The organism is Fictibacillus sp. NPDC058756 (assembly GCF_042746035.1).
Classification (GTDB): domain Bacteria; phylum Bacillota; class Bacilli; order Bacillales; family Fictibacillaceae; genus Fictibacillus.
The window spans coordinates 274,298-290,354 of record NZ_JBHYPU010000001.1 but is presented as its reverse complement, the minus strand read 5'-3'; the positions used below and the strand labels follow the sequence as shown (position 1 = coordinate 290,354).

The window sequence follows — 16,057 nt, the reverse complement described above, 5'->3', positions numbered from 1 at the left end:
TGTATTTATTAAGAGTTAGATAGAGCGGAACTGTTTTTGTGAAGTAATAATCCTCTTAGTTCTGATACTGAGCTCACTTGGTAAGTTGGATTTATTTGAGTTATTTCTTCTATAGAACCATATCCGTATGTAACTCCGATTGAATCAATTCCTGTGTTATGAGCACCTATGATGTCGTGTTTCCTATCACCAATCATGATGAAGGTATCAGAAGGTTCTCCGTAATGATCGAGTATGTACTGAATGATTTCGGTTTTCGCTGTTCGTGTTCCGTCCAGATTGCTTCCAACAATTAAATCAAAATGATGATGGATTTTGAAATACTTTAAGATTTCTTCCGCAAAAACAGTAGGCTTTGAAGTAGCAACAACTAAATTATGGCCATGCTCTTTAAGTTCCTGTAAAAGAGCAGGAATATGGTCGTAGATTGTGTTTTCATACATCCCCACATCACTGAACCTTTCACGGTAATGTGTGATAGCCGCTTGCGTTTGAGCTTCATTAAAAGAATAATAGTCGGAAAAAGATTGTTGGAGAGGCGGACCGATAAAAACTTCTAATTCATCAAGATTATCTACTATAATGCCCATTCGGTTTAATGCAAATTGAATAGATTTAGTGATCCCTATCTTAGGATCGGATAGCGTTCCATCTAAATCAAAAAGAATAAATTTATAGTTCTTTTGCAACTTTAATCTCCTCCACACCTGTTTTTAATGCACTAAATCTAAAATAGCATAAAACGAAAGCTTGAAATGGAGCATTTCCCCAAAGGCGTTTGCTCCATTTCAAGCTTTTATGATAATTGTGTGGGGACAGTCCCCACTTGTGTTTTGTTTTATTTGCCTAGAGCGAAGGTGATTTCTACTTCGCATGCTACCTGACCATCAACTGTTGCGATTCCTTTACCTTTACCGATGGATCCGCGTACGCGTGTCATCTCAACTTCAAGGCGCAGCTGGTCGCCTGGTACGACTTGCTTTTTGAATCGGCAGTTGTCGATACCTGCAAAAAACGCAAGCTTCCCGCGGTTTTCTTCTTTTTTCAGCATAGCTACTGCTCCTACTTGAGCAAGAGCTTCAACGATCAACACGCCTGGCATTACCGGGTACTCAGGAAAGTGGCCGTTAAAAAATTCTTCGTTTGCTGTTACGTTTTTGATGCCGACTGCACGCTGTCCTTCATCTACTTCTAGGATGCGATCAATTAATAAAAATGGATAACGGTGCGGGATAATCTCTTTGATTTCTTCAATGGTTAACATAAATAACATCACCTTTCTTTTAATGGTTCTTTTCTAAAGATTGTATTTACTAAAATACTTCGTTGACAAGTTGATTGGAGCGCAAGGTGCGAGACTCCGGCGGGATCAGTGGGACAGGTGAGACTCCTAAAGGCGCGAAGCGCGAGGAGGCTCACCGCACACCCCGCGGAAAGCGAGCATCCTGGAGCGGAAAGCAACTACTTTCAACTGCTACAAAGAACTTACGAAAATCTTCTTTTATTATACTTGGTATTGTTACCTGGTACTAATTTTTATCAAAAGAAAAACAATGACCCTTTAATCCTGCCATTGTTTTATTATTATATCTTTACTTCTCTTTTTCTACAAGGTCGATAATGTGCGTCCATGTTTCCTTCTCAAAGACATTCATCGGCTTTCCGTCTCCGAGCACACCATAGCCAACCATTGTACCGATAGCAAAACAAACAACGATTCCGCAGATCAGCAGCAAAAGTCGAAGCCAGATCGGAAAGCTTCTCTTTGTACCACGGTGAATCAGCTTCTTCTTTTCTTCCTTAGAAGAGCTCTTTTTCTCTTGATATCGCTGTGTTTTTTGATTTTCTTTTTTATTTAACTCTTGCTCATGCATTTCATTCGTTGTCATACAAACCTACCCCATTTAGCGAAGCCCGTTTACCAACCCCATCATCTGGTCAGCAATTGTAAGAGAACGCGCGTTAAATTGATATGAACGTTGTGTTTGAATCAGTTCGGTCATCTCCGTTGAAATGTTCACGTTGGAAGATTCCAATACGCCCTGCTGAACAAAGTTGCCTGTTCCAGCTTCTATTTCCTCAATAACTTGATTTAACGGAATGCCTTGTGGCGCTTGGAAATTATGTCCGACTGCAAGCATCAGCTGCGGCCGAATAATTTTCGCAAGTGCTAGCTGTCCTGATTCAACAACCGCTCCATTATTTAACGTTACCGAAACTTGGCCGTTTTGTCCAATGATAATTTTCTTATGGTCACTAGGAATAGTGATCGGGCCGTTCACACCCATCACACGATTCCCTTCTGACGTAACGAGTTCCATCTCATCAGGGTTTCCTGCAGACGGCGATAAATAAAACGCACCGTCACGAGTATATTGAACAACTTCTCCACCATTGTTATCCGTCGTTTGAATCTGAAAAAACAACCCTGGCTGCGTAAGTGCCACATCCAGCAAGCGGCCAGTTTGCTGCAATGTTCCTGATTCTAAACTAACCGCTGTCGAAGAAATACGCGCGCCGCTGCCGAGCCGGATACCGTTCGGAGTCAATCGCCCATCTTCTGTAGGGTTTAGAGCCTTACTCTCCATCTGCTGAAAAAGCAGATCAGAAAATTGTGCTTCCCGGCGTTTGTAGCCGTTCGTCGTGCTGTTCGCCATGTTATTTGAAATGGTATCCAGCTTGTGCTGAAGCTGTCCCATTGTCACTGCTGCTGAAATCATAGACTGGTTCATGCGTGATCCCCCTAGCCGATTCGGCCAATTTCATTTGCGGCTTTTTCCATCGTACGGTCATAGGCTTGAAGTACTTTTTGGTTCGCTTCAAACGCACGGTATGCCGTCAGCATCTCCGTCATCGTCTGTTCAGTGTTCACGTTAGACCGTTCAACAAAACCTTGCTGCAGGTTATACGTGATTGCCGGATTGCCTATTGCGCTAGCCGCTTCTCCATCTAGTCTGAAAAGTCCCGTACCCTCTTTTACCAGATTATTAGGATTCGCCACATACGCAACATCAATCTGTCCTGCGACCGCACCATTATCGATCACCTGGCCGTCTTTGTTCACCGTAAAATTGTCGCTAGCTACCGTGATTCGTTCTCCATCCGTTCCAAGAATATAATGTCCTTCAGGCGTGACTAAACTGCCATCTGCATCCACTGAGAAATGACCGTTTCGTGTAAAACGCTCCTGACCATTTACGTTCAACCGGAAAAAGAGTCCTCCTGGCAGCCCTGTTTCAGGGTCAGCTGGTACTTGTCCTTGTAAAAGAGCAACATCTGTTTTGATTCCTGTCTCGCGAAGATCTCCTTGCATGAAGTTCGGAGTCGTCTCCTGAACATAAACTCCCGTTGAAAGTATTCCTACCGGGTGGTTGTTCGGAATTTTATTACCGTTGATTTCGGTTTGTCCCATATGCTGAAGAAGCATCGTCGGGAACGTGCGCAGACTCGCGTTGTCCGCTTTATATCCAGGTGTATTGGCATTGGCCATATTGTTCGTTAAAATTTCTTGTTTGCGCTGCTGTGCCAGCATTCCGGCTGCAGCATTATAAAAGCCTCTTAACACGGAGTATTCCTCCTGTAATTGTAATCTGGACACAAAATGTCTCATCGATCATATCGACAGATTTTTACATTTCTTAATAAGATTCTGCGAAAATTGACAGATTCCTTTTTAAAATGAGGAATTTGTACCAGAAGATTCATAGCGGCCGTTTTGTCGAAAAGCCTATTAATGGATTTGAAGGATCATAAAATTTTTTAAAGCTCATTAATCTATTTGGAGGACCATAAATAATTTTAAAGGCTCATAAATTCGGCTGAAGGATTATAACTCTTCAGATATTAAAATAAATAAGGTTGCTTGGCCCCTCGCCAAGCTTCACTAACATAAAAAAAATGCCACCAACACAGGCGGCATTTTCTTTTATTAAAACACTTTTCTTTTCGCAATTTTATCCAAATGTTCAAGCATTAAGCCTGTTCCGTTCGCTACGGCTTTCATTGGCTCTTCAGCAACCAGTACTGGAACCTTCAATTCTTCTGCAAACAGCTGGTCGATTCCGTGTAGAAGCGCTCCTCCGCCTGTCAGCATGATGCCGCGGTCGATGATGTCAGCAGATAATTCTGGCGGCGTCTTCTCAAGTACGCTTTTCGCAGCTTGAACGATTACCATCACAGGTTCCATCAGCGCTTTTTGGATCTCTTTTGAGTGAACCGTAATGGTACGCGGCAAGCCGGATACCATGTCACGGCCGCGGATCTCAAGCTCTTCGTCACGCGCGCCAGGGTAAACTGTCGCTACGTTCAGCTTGATGTTTTCCGCTGTGCGCTCACCGATCAACAGCTTGTACTCTTTCTTTATGTACTGAAGGATCTCAGTATCGAACTTGTCCCCAGCCATTTTAATAGAAGAGGAGGTGACAATATCGCCCATGCTCAAGACCGCAACGTCAGTTGTGCCACCACCGATGTCAACAACCATGTTACCGCTTGGCTGGAAGATATCCATCCCCGCCCCAATTGCAGCCACTTTCGGCTCTTCTTCAAGAAAAATATGCTTAGCGCCGCATTTTTGTGCAGCTTCTCTAATGGCTTTTTGCTCTACGGACGTAATGTTCGTTGGCGTACAGATCAAGATTCTTGGCTTTGCAAACACGCCCTTCACTTTGATTTTATTAATAAAGTGTTTCAGCATTTGCTCAGTTACTTCAAAGTCAGCAATTACGCCGTCTTTCAGCGGACGAATTGCTACGATGTTGCCTGGTGTTCGGCCTACCATGCGGCGGGCTTCTTCTCCAACAGCGAGTGCTTTTCCGGTATTCGTGTCGATCGCAACGACGGATGGTTCGTCAAGCACAATCCCTTTTCCTTTTACATAGATCAATACATTAGCGGTACCAAGGTCAATTCCAACGTCCCTTGAAAACATGTTATATCCTCCCTGTTAAACATCCATACAATATAATGACATTTTTAGTAAAAAATCGTAGTTCTATCCAATTTATCATTATATCACAAGTTTGTCGAACAAGGTGAAATATTGTCTAAAATTAATTATTGGACTTCGGACCTATAGGCACATAATGATTTTGGTGTCATGTTGCATCCCTATCATTCGTAGACTTATTGAACAACTTCCTCTGTGCCTTTTTTGTATTTCACGCGCGTCGCTTCCCCACCCCGCAAGTGGCGGATGGACTTGTGGTATTCGAGGATTTCTTTTACGTTATTTGCAAGATCCGGATTAATTTCAGGCAGTCGCTCGGTAAGGTCTTTATGCACCGTGCTTTTGGAAACCCCGAATTCTTTTGCGATCATGCGGACTGTTTTTCTTGTCTCCACGATATACCGTCCTATCTTGATGGTTCGCTCTTTGATGTAATCGTGCACACCACTCGCCTCCCTAAAATGGATGTGAGAGATGCGATAGAGACTTCTATGAACAAGCTACGTGACAAGTTTCGTTGTCATCTTCGGCTTATAAGTATAGCTTCCCTTCCCCTTTTTCCACCGCAGCCATAGTACGATTTCTCACCGCTCACCCTCAATTTGAATTATTGTAGGTTTTGTAACATCTTATTAACCAAGTTTTCGTTATATGCCTAAATCTCAACTGGGACAAGGGGAAATGTCCATTTTTGTGAAAAAACCTCTATAAACAGTTGAAAAATCAATCGGTGAAAGAAGTCTGGCTGAGAAGATTGCTGGAGATTATGTGGTTTACGGTACGTGTTCTTTTTTCTCTTACACGTTCGCTCCAAATAAGGTGCGTTTCACGCAGAGAAGCTTAACTTTCCCGCAGAAAGATGCCCGCTCCACGCAAAACTTTGTTCGTTTCACGCAGGAACTAAATTTGATGCGATTTTTTTAGATAAAAATCATCCTTATATGTCTTTGCCGTTTATAATTGTTGCAATAAAAAGAAAAGCTGCCCCGATATCCTCGAGACAGCTTCCATTTTTAAAATTATTCGTTTGCACCTGAATCATCTGCTGATGTTTCATCTGATTCTGCTGGAGCATCAGTGTCTTCTGCAGATTGAGATGATGATTCTTGTTCACGGTTAGCATCTTTGCCGTCTTTACCGTCGTCTTTCGTGCCTTTTGTGTCTTTGCCGCCTTTATCATCGGCTTTTGGTGCAGCTGGCTTCTTTTCTTCAGCAGGCTTTTGCTCTTCAGCTTTTTTCTGCTCTTCCGCCGCTTTTTGCTCTTCTGCTTTCTTCATCTCTTTACGAGAATCTTCAACAGCTGAAGCAAGCTGTGCTACGGATTGATCCCAAGCCATTACTGGGTCCACTGCTTCTCCATCTTTGCGGACTTCGAAGTGTGCGTGAACTTTCGCATCCTTATCATAAGCATTTTCGCCAGCTTGTCCAAGAACTGCTCCTTGTTTCACTTGGTCGCCTTGCTTAACAGATACAGAAGCTAATGATGAATAGTGTGTGACAACACCTTTGTCATGCTCAACTTCTACAACAAAGCCTAGTGCAGGGTCTTTTGCAACTTTTACAACATTACCACTTAGTGCAGCGGTTACGTCGAACGATTTACCATCTTCTGTTGCTAGATCGATACCGCGGTTTTGGTAGTAGATATTGTTATAGAATACTAGTGCCGCTTCTTGCTCTTGGGCTGTAGCGTCTGAACTAAAGAAATCCTTCACTACTTCAATGGCTTCAGGGTCAGCGACTGGCATTTGGAATACTTCTTTTGTAAGTGAAACTGGTACTGCTGTTCCATCGTCTTCTAATGCGCTTTCTGGAGTATTATTATTCTCCGTATTTTTCGCATCGTTTTGATACCATAGAACAGATGTTAAAATGACTGCTGCAAAACTAAGATACACTGCAGGATAAACCCAACGTTTTTTCATAGCATTCTTACCTTTCATCGGTACTGTTTTTTTGTTTTGTTTTTCTTCTTCTTTCATTTTTCATCACCTCAGCAACAAGTTTGAACAGAATTCTGAAAATATATACTTTAGTGCGAAAATTTTTTGAAAGTTTCTTTCGACATAGGAAAAAACCGCACCATGCCTTATGACACAATACGGTTCTCTATAAAGAAGGGGTCTGTCCCGGGGACAGACCCGGGACAGACCCCTTTCAATTCTCACACAATTCACTTCAGAGCCAATCCCTTGTCTGCGATCGGCTTGTAATCTGTTATTTCAATCCCCTTATAATAATAGTTTACAATCTCCTTATACGACTTGCCTTCCTCCGCCATCCCGTTCGCTCCGTACTGGCTCAAACCAACTCCATGTCCATAGCCTTTTGTAGTGACAGTAATCTCTTTCCCCTTTTTCTCCATTTGAAAATCCGTTGAACGGAGACCCAGCTTCTCTCTTATTTCTTTTCCGGTGAACTCTTTTTTCCCGATCGTGAACTTGCCGATTCGTTTTCCGCTCGTTGTCGCGACAACCTTGCCTACATTTCCGTCCTTTTTGATCGAAACACCCAGCTTCTCCTCAACGGTTCTAACTTGCAGCTGAACTGTCTGCACGTACTTCGGAGACTTCTTATCCCATGGGCTTTCCACACTTCTTAAGTAGGGGTATTTATTTTTCCAATAATCTTCTGAATTAACGGTGAAACCATTGCTTGTGGAGAAGAAGCTTGCCTGGATCGGCTCTCCTTCATACGTTAAGATCTGCCCTTTTGTCTCTGTGACCGCTTCTACAATCTTTGCGAGCTTCTTGTTAAAATCGTCTCCCCAAAGCGCCTCAAGTTCATCGTTTCCTTTGTACACCTGGTGCATGATCGTGTCGGTTACGACCGCTTCCTCTGGTAAACTATCATCTTTCCCGGGGTTTAGCATTGCTTTTACAATAAACGTTCTAGCGGTTAATGCTTGTGCTTTCAGCGCCTCGAGCTCAAACTCCGCCGGCATTTCAGAGGCTACCACTCCTGCCACATACTCTTCTAACGGGATGTTCTCAACTGTATCCTTTTCTGTACGAAATACAGGAACGACGATGTCCGAGTGCGGAATTTCCAAAGCTAGCATTCTCTCAGACGGCCTTGCCTGATTCTTTTCTTTCCATTCAGGGGGCGCCGACGAAAATGGTAGCACGAGTATGGCAGGAAGCAAGACGATTACGGCAACAAAAATTGCTAGAATCCAGATCAGTGGCTTAATTTTTACATTCACGTTCCAATGCCCTCCTATTTGTTTTCTACCATACAACTTATACAAAAGGTTGAACCTTTAGAACATGAAAACTAGTATTTTTACAATTGAAATGTGCTTGCTACGACCGGTTTACAAGTTTTGTTTTCAAGCCTTCTGTTACAAGCTGCCCGCCGCATAAATTATAAGGAGACCCAACGAAAGGGTGAGCAGTATGGACAACTTTCAGCCTCCTGTTCTTGTCAGGACGCTTACGTATTCCCCTGGCCAGATGAGGATTTACTATCCGCAAATAGAAGGCAGAATCAATCCTCGCATTCAGCAGCATGTAAATAAGCAGATCATTCAGATCAACCAAGAGCTCCAGCAGTTGCAAAACCCAGAAGCCCGGCCTACTATGTACGGAGAGTTCGCTGTAAAAACAAACGAAAAGAATATTCTAAGCATCGGATTTTTGAATTACGGCTACACTCCAATGGCGGCACACGGAATGACATATATCAAATCGCAAACATGGGACCTGACAACAGGACGGACATATCAGCTAAAAGATCTCTTCAAACCTGGCAGCAACTACGTGCAGGTTTTGAACCGGATAATAAAAGAGCAAATTAAACAGCAGCAGATTGTTACGCTTGAACCATTCAAAACCATCAGCCCGAACCAAGATTACTATATTGCCGATAAAGCGCTCGTCATCTATTTTCAGCTGTATGACCTTACTGCTTACGCTTACGGATTTCCGATGTTTGTTATTTCGGTGTTCGATCTCCAGAATATTATTGATGAGAACGGACCGCTTGGGAAGATGGCGGTGAATAGTTTATGACGATAAAAAACCCTGATCCTCACGTGGAAGATCAGGGTTTTGCGGTTATTTAGTTTACACCGACTGCGTCATATGATTTTTTAACAGCTCCCACTTCAGCTGATGTTGCACCGTAAAGGTCAGCTGCCGCTTGAACTAGAGCCGCTCTCGCTTGGCTGAAGTTAGAAGAAGCCGTTAAGTAAACTGTGTTTGCTCTGTAGTAGATCGCTCCCACTTTATCGTTTCCGATCGCAGGAACCGTCACACCATAATGCGTTCCGCCAACTGCCAGCAAGTATGCTGCTTTGTTGATGATTCCGCTGTTGATGTGCACGCCGCCGTTATCTCCTGTTCCTGTGTAGCGAACAGAATAGTGGTCTGGATCATTGTATTTTGTTGGATCACTCATGGAACGGAGCGCGTCACCATTCGTGCCTGGCGTGTAGATGTCTTCACCGATCTCGTAATCCGGGTTGTTGTTTTCGTGATGCTCAACAAGCGTTCCAAAAATATCAGACATCGCTTCGTTAAGTGCACCTGACTCATTTTGATAGATCAGATCAGATGAGAAGTCTGTAACAGCATGTGTCAATTCATGCGCTACAACATCCAGTCCGCCTGAAAGTGAAACGAATGTTGTTCCATCACCATCTCCATATACCATCTGCTGACCGTTCCAGAATGCATTGTTGTAGTTGCGGCCGTAATGGACAGATGATTTAAGCGCTGCCCCATTATTGTCATACGAATTGCGGTTAAATACTTCTTTATAATAATCGTACGTTGCGCCTGCATAAACGTGTGCATCTACAGCTGCTCGATCATAGGAAGCATTGAATTGATTATCTGCATCTGCCCAAAGGCTGCCCGGAAGCTGCTGGCGATTCTTTGCATCGTATGTGAATACGCCGCCTCCTCTTGTGTTATCTTGCAGGTAGTACGTTCCGTTTGATAATAAAGTATTCAGCGACTTCGTGTCACCAAGGACACCCGTTCCAGAACCTACAGCATTTGTTCCAACTAATGTGCCTCCACCGCCTCCAGGAGGTGCTTTGTGATCGCCGTTCGCTTCATCTAGATCGTTGTAAGAGTTAAGAATCTTTCCTGTTTTGGCATCTACAAAGTAATTGTAGTTCCCTGGTTCAGGAGATAAGAAGTTCAGGTTTACAAGATAAGCGTAAGCTGCTTCGTCTCCTTGTGTGTAAACCACCAAATTTGAAGTTGGATCTGCTTCATATTCAGGTGTAAAACCTAAATCTGCAACAGCTGCTTCAACTGCTTTGGAAGCAGTAATCTTTTTCCCAAACCCTAGTCCAGGCTTGTCCTGCAGATTCGGAACCACTGTGCCAGAGAATACAAGAAGTTCTCCTTGATCGTTTACATGTGCCACTTGTGTAGAGCCCCAAACCGGTACTCCTTTATATATTTGCTGAAGGCGGACCATTTGGCGCCCTAGCTCATCTTTCGTTACTGATTTTACCGAGAAAGCTTCATCAGCTTTTTGGCTTCCAAGTTTGAAAGTCTGGGATTCTTTTTGAATATATGAAAGAACGACATCTTTCGCAGATTTGCTTGAAGCCTCAGACAATTTACCTGATACGAATGATGGCGTACCCGTTAAACTGTTAAATTGCTTTGTCGATAAAACGTTAACCGGTGAATCTGCTGATGCTTGTCCTACTGCTAGCGGACTCACTGCCAACCCCAGTGCTAAACCCCATGCTGCAAATTTCTTTGTATTCATCCCTGTTCAATCCCCTTTGCCTTATGTATATTTTTTGAAGCCAGTGGATTTATATTACCATTATTTATTATATTTTCAAACTATTTAAAAAATTTTGATTATAATGTACCAACTGAAAGCTTATTTTCAAAAAAATAGGAGAATAGAACTACCAAACGCATAAAAAAAGAAGCGTTTTATGACTAAAACGCTCCAAGCAAACACTCATTTAAGGTGATTTTGAAATATTACAGGGTAATGATGAACTTTTACAGGGTAATCCAAAATTATTCCACGGTAATCTCCAATAATTCCACATATACGGATATTTATCGAATTTTCGACAAACACTCAATCAGACAACAAAAAAGCCAGCCACACCGGCCGGCTTTTCATGATAAACAGCTATTTCATTTTTCTGCCTTTAAAGAAGTTCAATAGGAACACGATCACAGCGATGACGAGTAGAATATGAATGATTCCGCCTGCGACGTCGAAAAGAAAACCTAGCAGCCATAATACTAATAAAATTGCGGCTATTGTCCAAAGCATGAGTTCGACATCCTTTCAAAATGTATTCTTGCAACTAGTTATAGATTTCCCGAACCATCGTTGTTATAAACGCTTTTATCGTAAAAACGAAAGGATGCTTTCTAAAAGATTGTTGCTTTAGAAGCATTTTGTCCAATTCTCTTCTTTACCAAGTTGATTGGAGCGCAAGGTGCGAGATCCTCGAAAATGAAAAAACCACATTTTCTTCGTGCGATGTCACGCTGTCGAAGCCTTCCTTGTCCTACGGGACGAGCGGTCAGGTGGAGACTCCTAATGGCGCAAAGCGGCAGGAGGCTCACCGCACGCCCCGTGGAAAGCGAGCATCCTAGAGCGGAAATCAACCACTTTCAAGAGCAATAAAATAGCCAAATGAAAAAGAACCCTCTCATCGAGGGTTCTTGGATTAAAAATATTATGCTAAATTACTTTTTAATGATTGCTCTTTCGCTGGTGTTGTTTCCACACCTTCGTTTACACGCTCGATGTCAGCACCTAATGCAGCCAGTTTTCCAGTAAAATCAACGTATCCACGGTCAATGTGCTTCAATTCAGTTACGCGAGTGTAACCTTCTGCAACAAGCCCAGCAAGTACTAAAGCAGCACCTGCGCGAAGATCAGTTGAAGCAACCTCAGCACCTTGAAGATTTACAGGTCCGTTGATTACAGAAGAACGGCCTTCAATTTTAATGTCACCATTCATGCGGCGGAATTCTTCCACGTGCATGAAGCGGTTTTCAAACACAGTTTCCGTAATAACACTCGTTCCGTTTGCACGAAGCAATAGAGCCATCATTTGCGACTGAAGATCAGTCGGGAATCCCGGGTGAGGCATTGTCTTAATATCAACAGGCTTTAATTCACGAGGTCCGCGAACACGAAGTCCCTGACCTTCTTCATGAATCTGAACACCCATCTCTTCCATTTTTGCGATCAAAGGACGTAAGTGTTCTGCGATAGCATTTTCAATTAACACGTCACCTTGTGTAATTGCTGCAGCTACCATATAAGTACCTGCTTCGATACGGTCTGGTACAACAGTATGCTCAGCACCAGCTAGCTCTTCTGCTCCTACGATGCGGATTGTGCCTGTACCTGCACCGATTACAGTAGCACCCATCGCATTTAGGTAGTTTGCTAAACAAACGATTTCTGGTTCTTTTGCTGCATTTTCAATAACGGTTGTTCCTTCAGCAAGTGTTGCTGCCATCATGATGTTCTCAGTAGCACCTACACTTGGGAAGTCTAAATAAATTTTAGCGCCTTGCAAGCGGCCGTCGATTTTTGCTTCGATAAAGCCGTTGCCGATCTTAACTTTAGCACCCATTGCTTCGAAACCTTTAAGATGCTGATCGATCGGACGTGATCCGATTGCGCATCCTCCAGGAAGTGCAATACGAGATAGTCCTACACGAGCAAGCAAAGGTCCCATAACTAGGAATGATGCTCTCATTTTACGGACATACTCAAATGGTGCTTCTGTCTTTAGTTCACTTGTAGCGTCTACATGGATCTGCCCATTTTCGAATGCTACATCAATATTTAAATAGCGTAATACTTCATTAATCGTAAAAACATCAGCAAGAGTGGGCACTTCTTTTATAGTACTCGTGCCTCTACTGGCTAAAATGGATGCTGCGATGACAGGAAGTACGGCATTCTTAGCTCCTTCAACTCGTACAGAGCCCTCTAACCGCCTACCACCACGGACAATGATTTTTTCCAACGATATTCCCCTCCGCGTCCAATTTGTATATTAATATTCAGACGTAATTATTGGTGTGCCAATTGTGACAGTAGTTTTACTGCCCAATCCTTCAGATCTTAACGCCACCTGAAGATTCATTTTATTTTGATGACCGGTATAAATCGCTTGTTCCCACTGTTCAGTATATGCAGATAGTGACACAAACGTCTCTTCCTTTAATTCCTCAACAGAAACTCCAGAAAAAGCTTGTACCAATTCATTTGCTTGCGAATACAAATCAACCACCATTTTATCACCGTATGTACCGGTAACACAAGAGAAAATTTTGGGATTTCCTCCAACAGAATCTTCAATACGGTTATTCAACAATCGTCGAATTTCTTTCCAATTCTGATTTGTATTTACAAGTCCTTCAACCGCATAAATAAAATACGATGCAGTTTGTTCTTTTTGGGGGTATGTGATGATGGTCACCTTCTCAGTTAGACCAAGTTCATCATGCTGAAACTTCCCGGTCAATTTGTAATGTCCGGCCTCATCTTCACTTGCCGCCCAGCTAAATTCAGGATAATTACGCTTTAGCTCTTCTGCTTGTTTTAAATACCCTAGTCCTTTAGATGTAAAACCTAATTCTCCATTAAAATACATGGTCCATTTGTCAGGTTCTGCACCTTTTTCTTTTAAAACGTCTATTATATGTGCTACTTCATTTGTTTGATCGTCTTTTGCGTATCCAGATGAAACCATAATAATAAGCAAAATTGCTGTAATCGTCATTGTCCATTTTTTCATTCCCCAGCACATCCTCTCTATTTCTCATTGTTGCCAAAGAGAGAAAGGATATCCGTGGAACTTGTAGTCATATTCCGACAATTCCGTTAATTGAATTGTGTCACGGAATCAGCCAAATAATTGACTCAAATTGGTGGAATACTGTAGATACTTTAAAAAGAAATCACTGGCTAGACTTGCGAGGCTGATGACCATTAAAATGTAGAGCACTCTCGCCTGCATAACCTTGCCTTTTTTGATCCATTTATCAAAGTGAACCGCCTGCATTGCCCACCAAGCAATGACAAGAAATAATAAATGTACGATTATATGTAATAAAGCCTGTTGTCCTACTGGAATCATAAATCAACTTACCCCCTATTACATATTTCGACAACTTTAAGCATAATTCTTTCTTCTTATTAAAAAAAGATACTTTGTCCCTACTTTTTCCTATGAAAGCCCTTACTTTTCAAACGTTCAAAAAGTTGTAACGATTATTTATTTGTAAATTTTACTTTCTCTAATTTAGTCGTATCAAAATGGTACAGGTTACGGTAGTTTTGACTCATTTTTGAATCATTTTCATATAAGATCAGAACTGTTCCTTTTGAGGGAAACATCGGTCAGAAAGTTCGTACCGGGTGCACAGATTAATAGCTTTGAATACTGCTCCACTCAGAATTACTGGCTTAATTCAATAAATCCCACGTTAAATAGAATATAACCGGGAATCGACAAACTATGGTTTAAACGCCGCCTAACATCAATCCACCGCTAACATAAAAAAAGCCCGCTAAGGTCAACAAGCAACCTTAACGAGCTAATGGTTAATGATCATGCGTATGAGTATCAACCGCTTCGATATTCATGAAAAACTCATTAATATCAAAATTTCCGTAAAAGAAATCCAGTGCAAGATCTGGCATTACACCAAGGATTATCGTTGAGACTGCGCAAAATGCGAGTACCGCTGCCAGGCCTGATGGCACTGAAACCTTCGCCCCTTCACCATCCCGGAAAAACATAACCGCGATGACATTAAAGTAGTACACATATGAGACAAGCGTGGTTGCCATCATTACAGCAGCTAACCAATAATGAGCCGGCTCCAGACCAAGCGCTCCCATAAAGATTCCGAACTTCCCGACGAATCCAGCGGTGATTGGGATCCCTGCCAGTGATAAAAGGAAGAACGTCATCGGTACAGCGAGCCACGGTGATCGTTTAAACAATCCGCGGAAAATACTAATGTCGTTTGATTTTTCCTGAGTGCTTAACACCTGAATAATTGTAAAAGCACCGATATTCATAAACAAGTAAGCTAAAAGATAGAACCAGATCAGTTCAAATAAAAGCGATGAATTTGATACAAAAGGAACGAGGATGTAACCAGCTTGCGCGATGGACGAGTAGGCGAACATCCGCTTAATGTTTCTCTGTCTGAGTGCCGTTACGTTCCCGATGGTCATTGTCGCCGCTGCCAGAATCATTACATAAGGCTGAACTTCCAGCAGCAATGATTCACTGTCGATTCCAGGAGCTGCAATAAACGTGATGATGATAAAACGCAGCAGAATCACAAAGCCCGCTGTTTTTGAAACGACGCTTAAAAATGCTGTGACCGGAACCGGTGCTCCTTCATACACATCTGGTGCCCACATGTGAAGAGGTGCTGCTGCAATTTTAAACGTCAGTCCGGCAAACGTGATAAGGAATGCAAACATCAATAGAAATCCGTGCTTCAGTAATTCTGGGTCCTGCATATTTTGAGCGATCATGAACAGATTTGTTTCACCTGTCAGTCCGAAAACATAACTCATTCCGAACAAAGTGATCGCCGTTGCAATTCCGCCAGAAACCACGTATTTAAACGCTGATTCGTTGCTTCGCTTATTCCGTCTTTCAAGTCCTGCCATGATATAAGAAGAAAGAGAGAGAAGTTCAAGACCGACGAACAAGGTGATTAAGTCCGCACTTGAAGCCATCATCATTGCTCCTAATAGAGCAGACAGCAGCAAGTAGTAAAATTCTCCGCGATTCTCTTCAATGTCTTCCTTCTTGTAGCTTGCTGCTAAAACCAAAACCAGAAGTGTTCCAAGCAAAAGCAAAATCTTAAATGCTTTTGAAAAGGAATCGAGTCTGTACGTATCATAGAGAATGGACGTTACTTCTGTATCCAGCTGCATAAAGATTGCGGCAAGTGCACCAAGCACTCCCGCTCCGGCAAGCCAGGCTAAAGGTTTGCGGCTGGATTCTTTTTTCATAAAAAGGTCGATCACAGAAAGCAGCGTCGCAACACCAAGTATGATAAATTCAGGAGCCATGACGCTCCATTTAAAGGATAATAAAGTATCTAGATCCAT

General features: G+C 42.5%; 16 protein-coding genes. 1 reads left to right on the top strand and 15 read right to left on the bottom strand.

From position 1 onward, the window contains the following. Nucleotides 1-8: 8 nt before the first annotated feature. From ACFW35_RS01450 to spoIID, 9 genes are all read right to left on the bottom strand, one after another. Complete coding sequence (locus tag ACFW35_RS01450; RefSeq protein ID WP_379843235.1) at nt 9-689, bottom strand: HAD family hydrolase; 681 nt, start codon at nt 687-689, stop codon at nt 9-11. Between the two features lie 149 nt (nt 690-838). Further along, nucleotides 839-1,264: a 3-hydroxyacyl-ACP dehydratase FabZ gene (gene fabZ, locus ACFW35_RS01445; RefSeq protein ID WP_066244840.1), complete on the bottom strand. Its 426-nt coding sequence runs from the start codon at nt 1,262-1,264 to the stop codon at nt 839-841. 328 nt (nt 1,265-1,592) lie between these two features. Continuing rightward, a complete protein-coding gene (locus ACFW35_RS01440; protein ID WP_379836470.1) occupies nt 1,593-1,889 on the bottom strand; it encodes a DNA-directed RNA polymerase subunit beta in 297 nt (98 codons plus the stop codon). Between the two features lie 15 nt (nt 1,890-1,904). Further along, nucleotides 1,905-2,732, bottom strand: coding sequence for a flagellar hook-basal body protein (locus tag ACFW35_RS01435; RefSeq protein WP_379843233.1), 828 nt, complete (start codon nt 2,730-2,732; stop codon nt 1,905-1,907). A gap of 11 nt (nt 2,733-2,743) precedes the next feature. Then, on the bottom strand, nt 2,744-3,565 hold the full coding sequence (locus ACFW35_RS01430; protein WP_379843232.1) for a flagellar hook-basal body protein: 822 nt from the start codon (nt 3,563-3,565) through the stop codon (nt 2,744-2,746). 363 nt (nt 3,566-3,928) lie between these two features. Then, a complete protein-coding gene (locus tag ACFW35_RS01425) occupies nt 3,929-4,930 on the bottom strand; it encodes a rod shape-determining protein (RefSeq protein ID WP_379843230.1) in 1,002 nt (333 codons plus the stop codon). A gap of 194 nt (nt 4,931-5,124) precedes the next feature. Then, a complete protein-coding gene (spoIIID, locus tag ACFW35_RS01420; RefSeq protein ID WP_007203593.1) occupies nt 5,125-5,391 on the bottom strand; it encodes a sporulation transcriptional regulator SpoIIID in 267 nt (88 codons plus the stop codon). Nucleotides 5,392-5,967: 576 nt separating this feature from the next. Then, nucleotides 5,968-6,930, bottom strand: coding sequence for a peptidoglycan DD-metalloendopeptidase family protein (locus tag ACFW35_RS01415; protein ID WP_379843228.1), 963 nt, complete (start codon nt 6,928-6,930; stop codon nt 5,968-5,970). A 191-nt stretch (nt 6,931-7,121) separates the two neighbouring features. Continuing rightward, nucleotides 7,122-8,153, bottom strand: coding sequence for a stage II sporulation protein D (gene spoIID, locus ACFW35_RS01410; protein ID WP_379843227.1), 1,032 nt, complete (start codon nt 8,151-8,153; stop codon nt 7,122-7,124). 193 nt (nt 8,154-8,346) lie between these two features. Between spoIID and ACFW35_RS01405 the strand changes: the two genes are divergently transcribed. Beyond that, nucleotides 8,347-8,961, top strand: coding sequence for a DUF3298 and DUF4163 domain-containing protein (locus ACFW35_RS01405; RefSeq protein ID WP_379843225.1), 615 nt, complete (start codon nt 8,347-8,349; stop codon nt 8,959-8,961). A gap of 49 nt (nt 8,962-9,010) precedes the next feature. Here the strand turns inward: ACFW35_RS01405 and ACFW35_RS01400 are convergent, their stop codons facing one another. The 6 genes from ACFW35_RS01400 to nuoN all read right to left on the bottom strand — a co-directional run bounded on the left by ACFW35_RS01400 (nt 9,011) and on the right by nuoN (nt 16,057). Beyond that, nucleotides 9,011-10,684, bottom strand: coding sequence for a M4 family metallopeptidase (locus tag ACFW35_RS01400; RefSeq protein ID WP_379843224.1), 1,674 nt, complete (start codon nt 10,682-10,684; stop codon nt 9,011-9,013). Nucleotides 10,685-11,068: 384 nt separating this feature from the next. Beyond that, nucleotides 11,069-11,215, bottom strand: a complete 147-nt coding sequence (locus ACFW35_RS01395) for a lmo0937 family membrane protein (RefSeq protein ID WP_139343027.1) — start codon at nt 11,213-11,215, stop codon at nt 11,069-11,071. A 412-nt stretch (nt 11,216-11,627) separates the two neighbouring features. After that, nucleotides 11,628-12,938, bottom strand: a complete 1,311-nt coding sequence (gene murA, locus ACFW35_RS01390) for a UDP-N-acetylglucosamine 1-carboxyvinyltransferase (RefSeq protein ID WP_379843222.1) — start codon at nt 12,936-12,938, stop codon at nt 11,628-11,630. Between the two features lie 30 nt (nt 12,939-12,968). Further along, complete coding sequence (locus ACFW35_RS01385) at nt 12,969-13,712, bottom strand: YwmB family TATA-box binding protein (protein WP_379843220.1); 744 nt, start codon at nt 13,710-13,712, stop codon at nt 12,969-12,971. 108 nt (nt 13,713-13,820) lie between these two features. Next, nucleotides 13,821-14,054 (bottom strand): DUF1146 family protein, encoded by a 234-nt coding sequence (locus ACFW35_RS01380; RefSeq protein WP_379843218.1) that lies wholly within the window; start codon nt 14,052-14,054, stop codon nt 13,821-13,823. A 467-nt stretch (nt 14,055-14,521) separates the two neighbouring features. Further along, nucleotides 14,522-16,057, bottom strand: coding sequence for an NADH-quinone oxidoreductase subunit NuoN (gene nuoN / locus ACFW35_RS01375; RefSeq protein WP_379843216.1), 1,536 nt, complete (start codon nt 16,055-16,057; stop codon nt 14,522-14,524).

Bases quoted from the DNA above. Each gene is read 5' to 3' on its own strand.
- ACFW35_RS01440 (WP_379836470.1), bottom strand. From the start codon at position 1,889: ATGACAACGAATGAAATGCATGAGCAAGAGTTAAATAAAAAAGAAAAT.
- ACFW35_RS01395 (WP_139343027.1), bottom strand. From the start codon at position 11,215: ATGCTTTGGACAATAGCCGCAATTTTATTAGTATTATGGCTGCTAGGT.
- fabZ (WP_066244840.1), bottom strand. From the start codon at position 1,264: ATGTTAACCATTGAAGAAATCAAAGAGATTATCCCGCACCGTTATCCA.
- nuoN (WP_379843216.1), bottom strand. From the start codon at position 16,057: ATGGATCTAGATACTTTATTATCCTTTAAATGGAGCGTCATGGCTCCT.
- ACFW35_RS01380 (WP_379843218.1), bottom strand. From the start codon at position 14,054: ATGATTCCAGTAGGACAACAGGCTTTATTACATATAATCGTACATTTA.
- ACFW35_RS01400 (WP_379843224.1), bottom strand. From the start codon at position 10,684: ATGAATACAAAGAAATTTGCAGCATGGGGTTTAGCACTGGGGTTGGCA.
- ACFW35_RS01415 (WP_379843228.1), bottom strand. From the start codon at position 6,930: ATGAAAGAAGAAGAAAAACAAAACAAAAAAACAGTACCGATGAAAGGT.
- ACFW35_RS01425 (WP_379843230.1), bottom strand. From the start codon at position 4,930: ATGTTTTCAAGGGACGTTGGAATTGACCTTGGTACCGCTAATGTATTG.
- ACFW35_RS01435 (WP_379843233.1), bottom strand. From the start codon at position 2,732: ATGAACCAGTCTATGATTTCAGCAGCAGTGACAATGGGACAGCTTCAG.
- ACFW35_RS01405 (WP_379843225.1), top strand. From the start codon at position 8,347: ATGGACAACTTTCAGCCTCCTGTTCTTGTCAGGACGCTTACGTATTCC.
- ACFW35_RS01385 (WP_379843220.1), bottom strand. From the start codon at position 13,712: ATGAAAAAATGGACAATGACGATTACAGCAATTTTGCTTATTATTATG.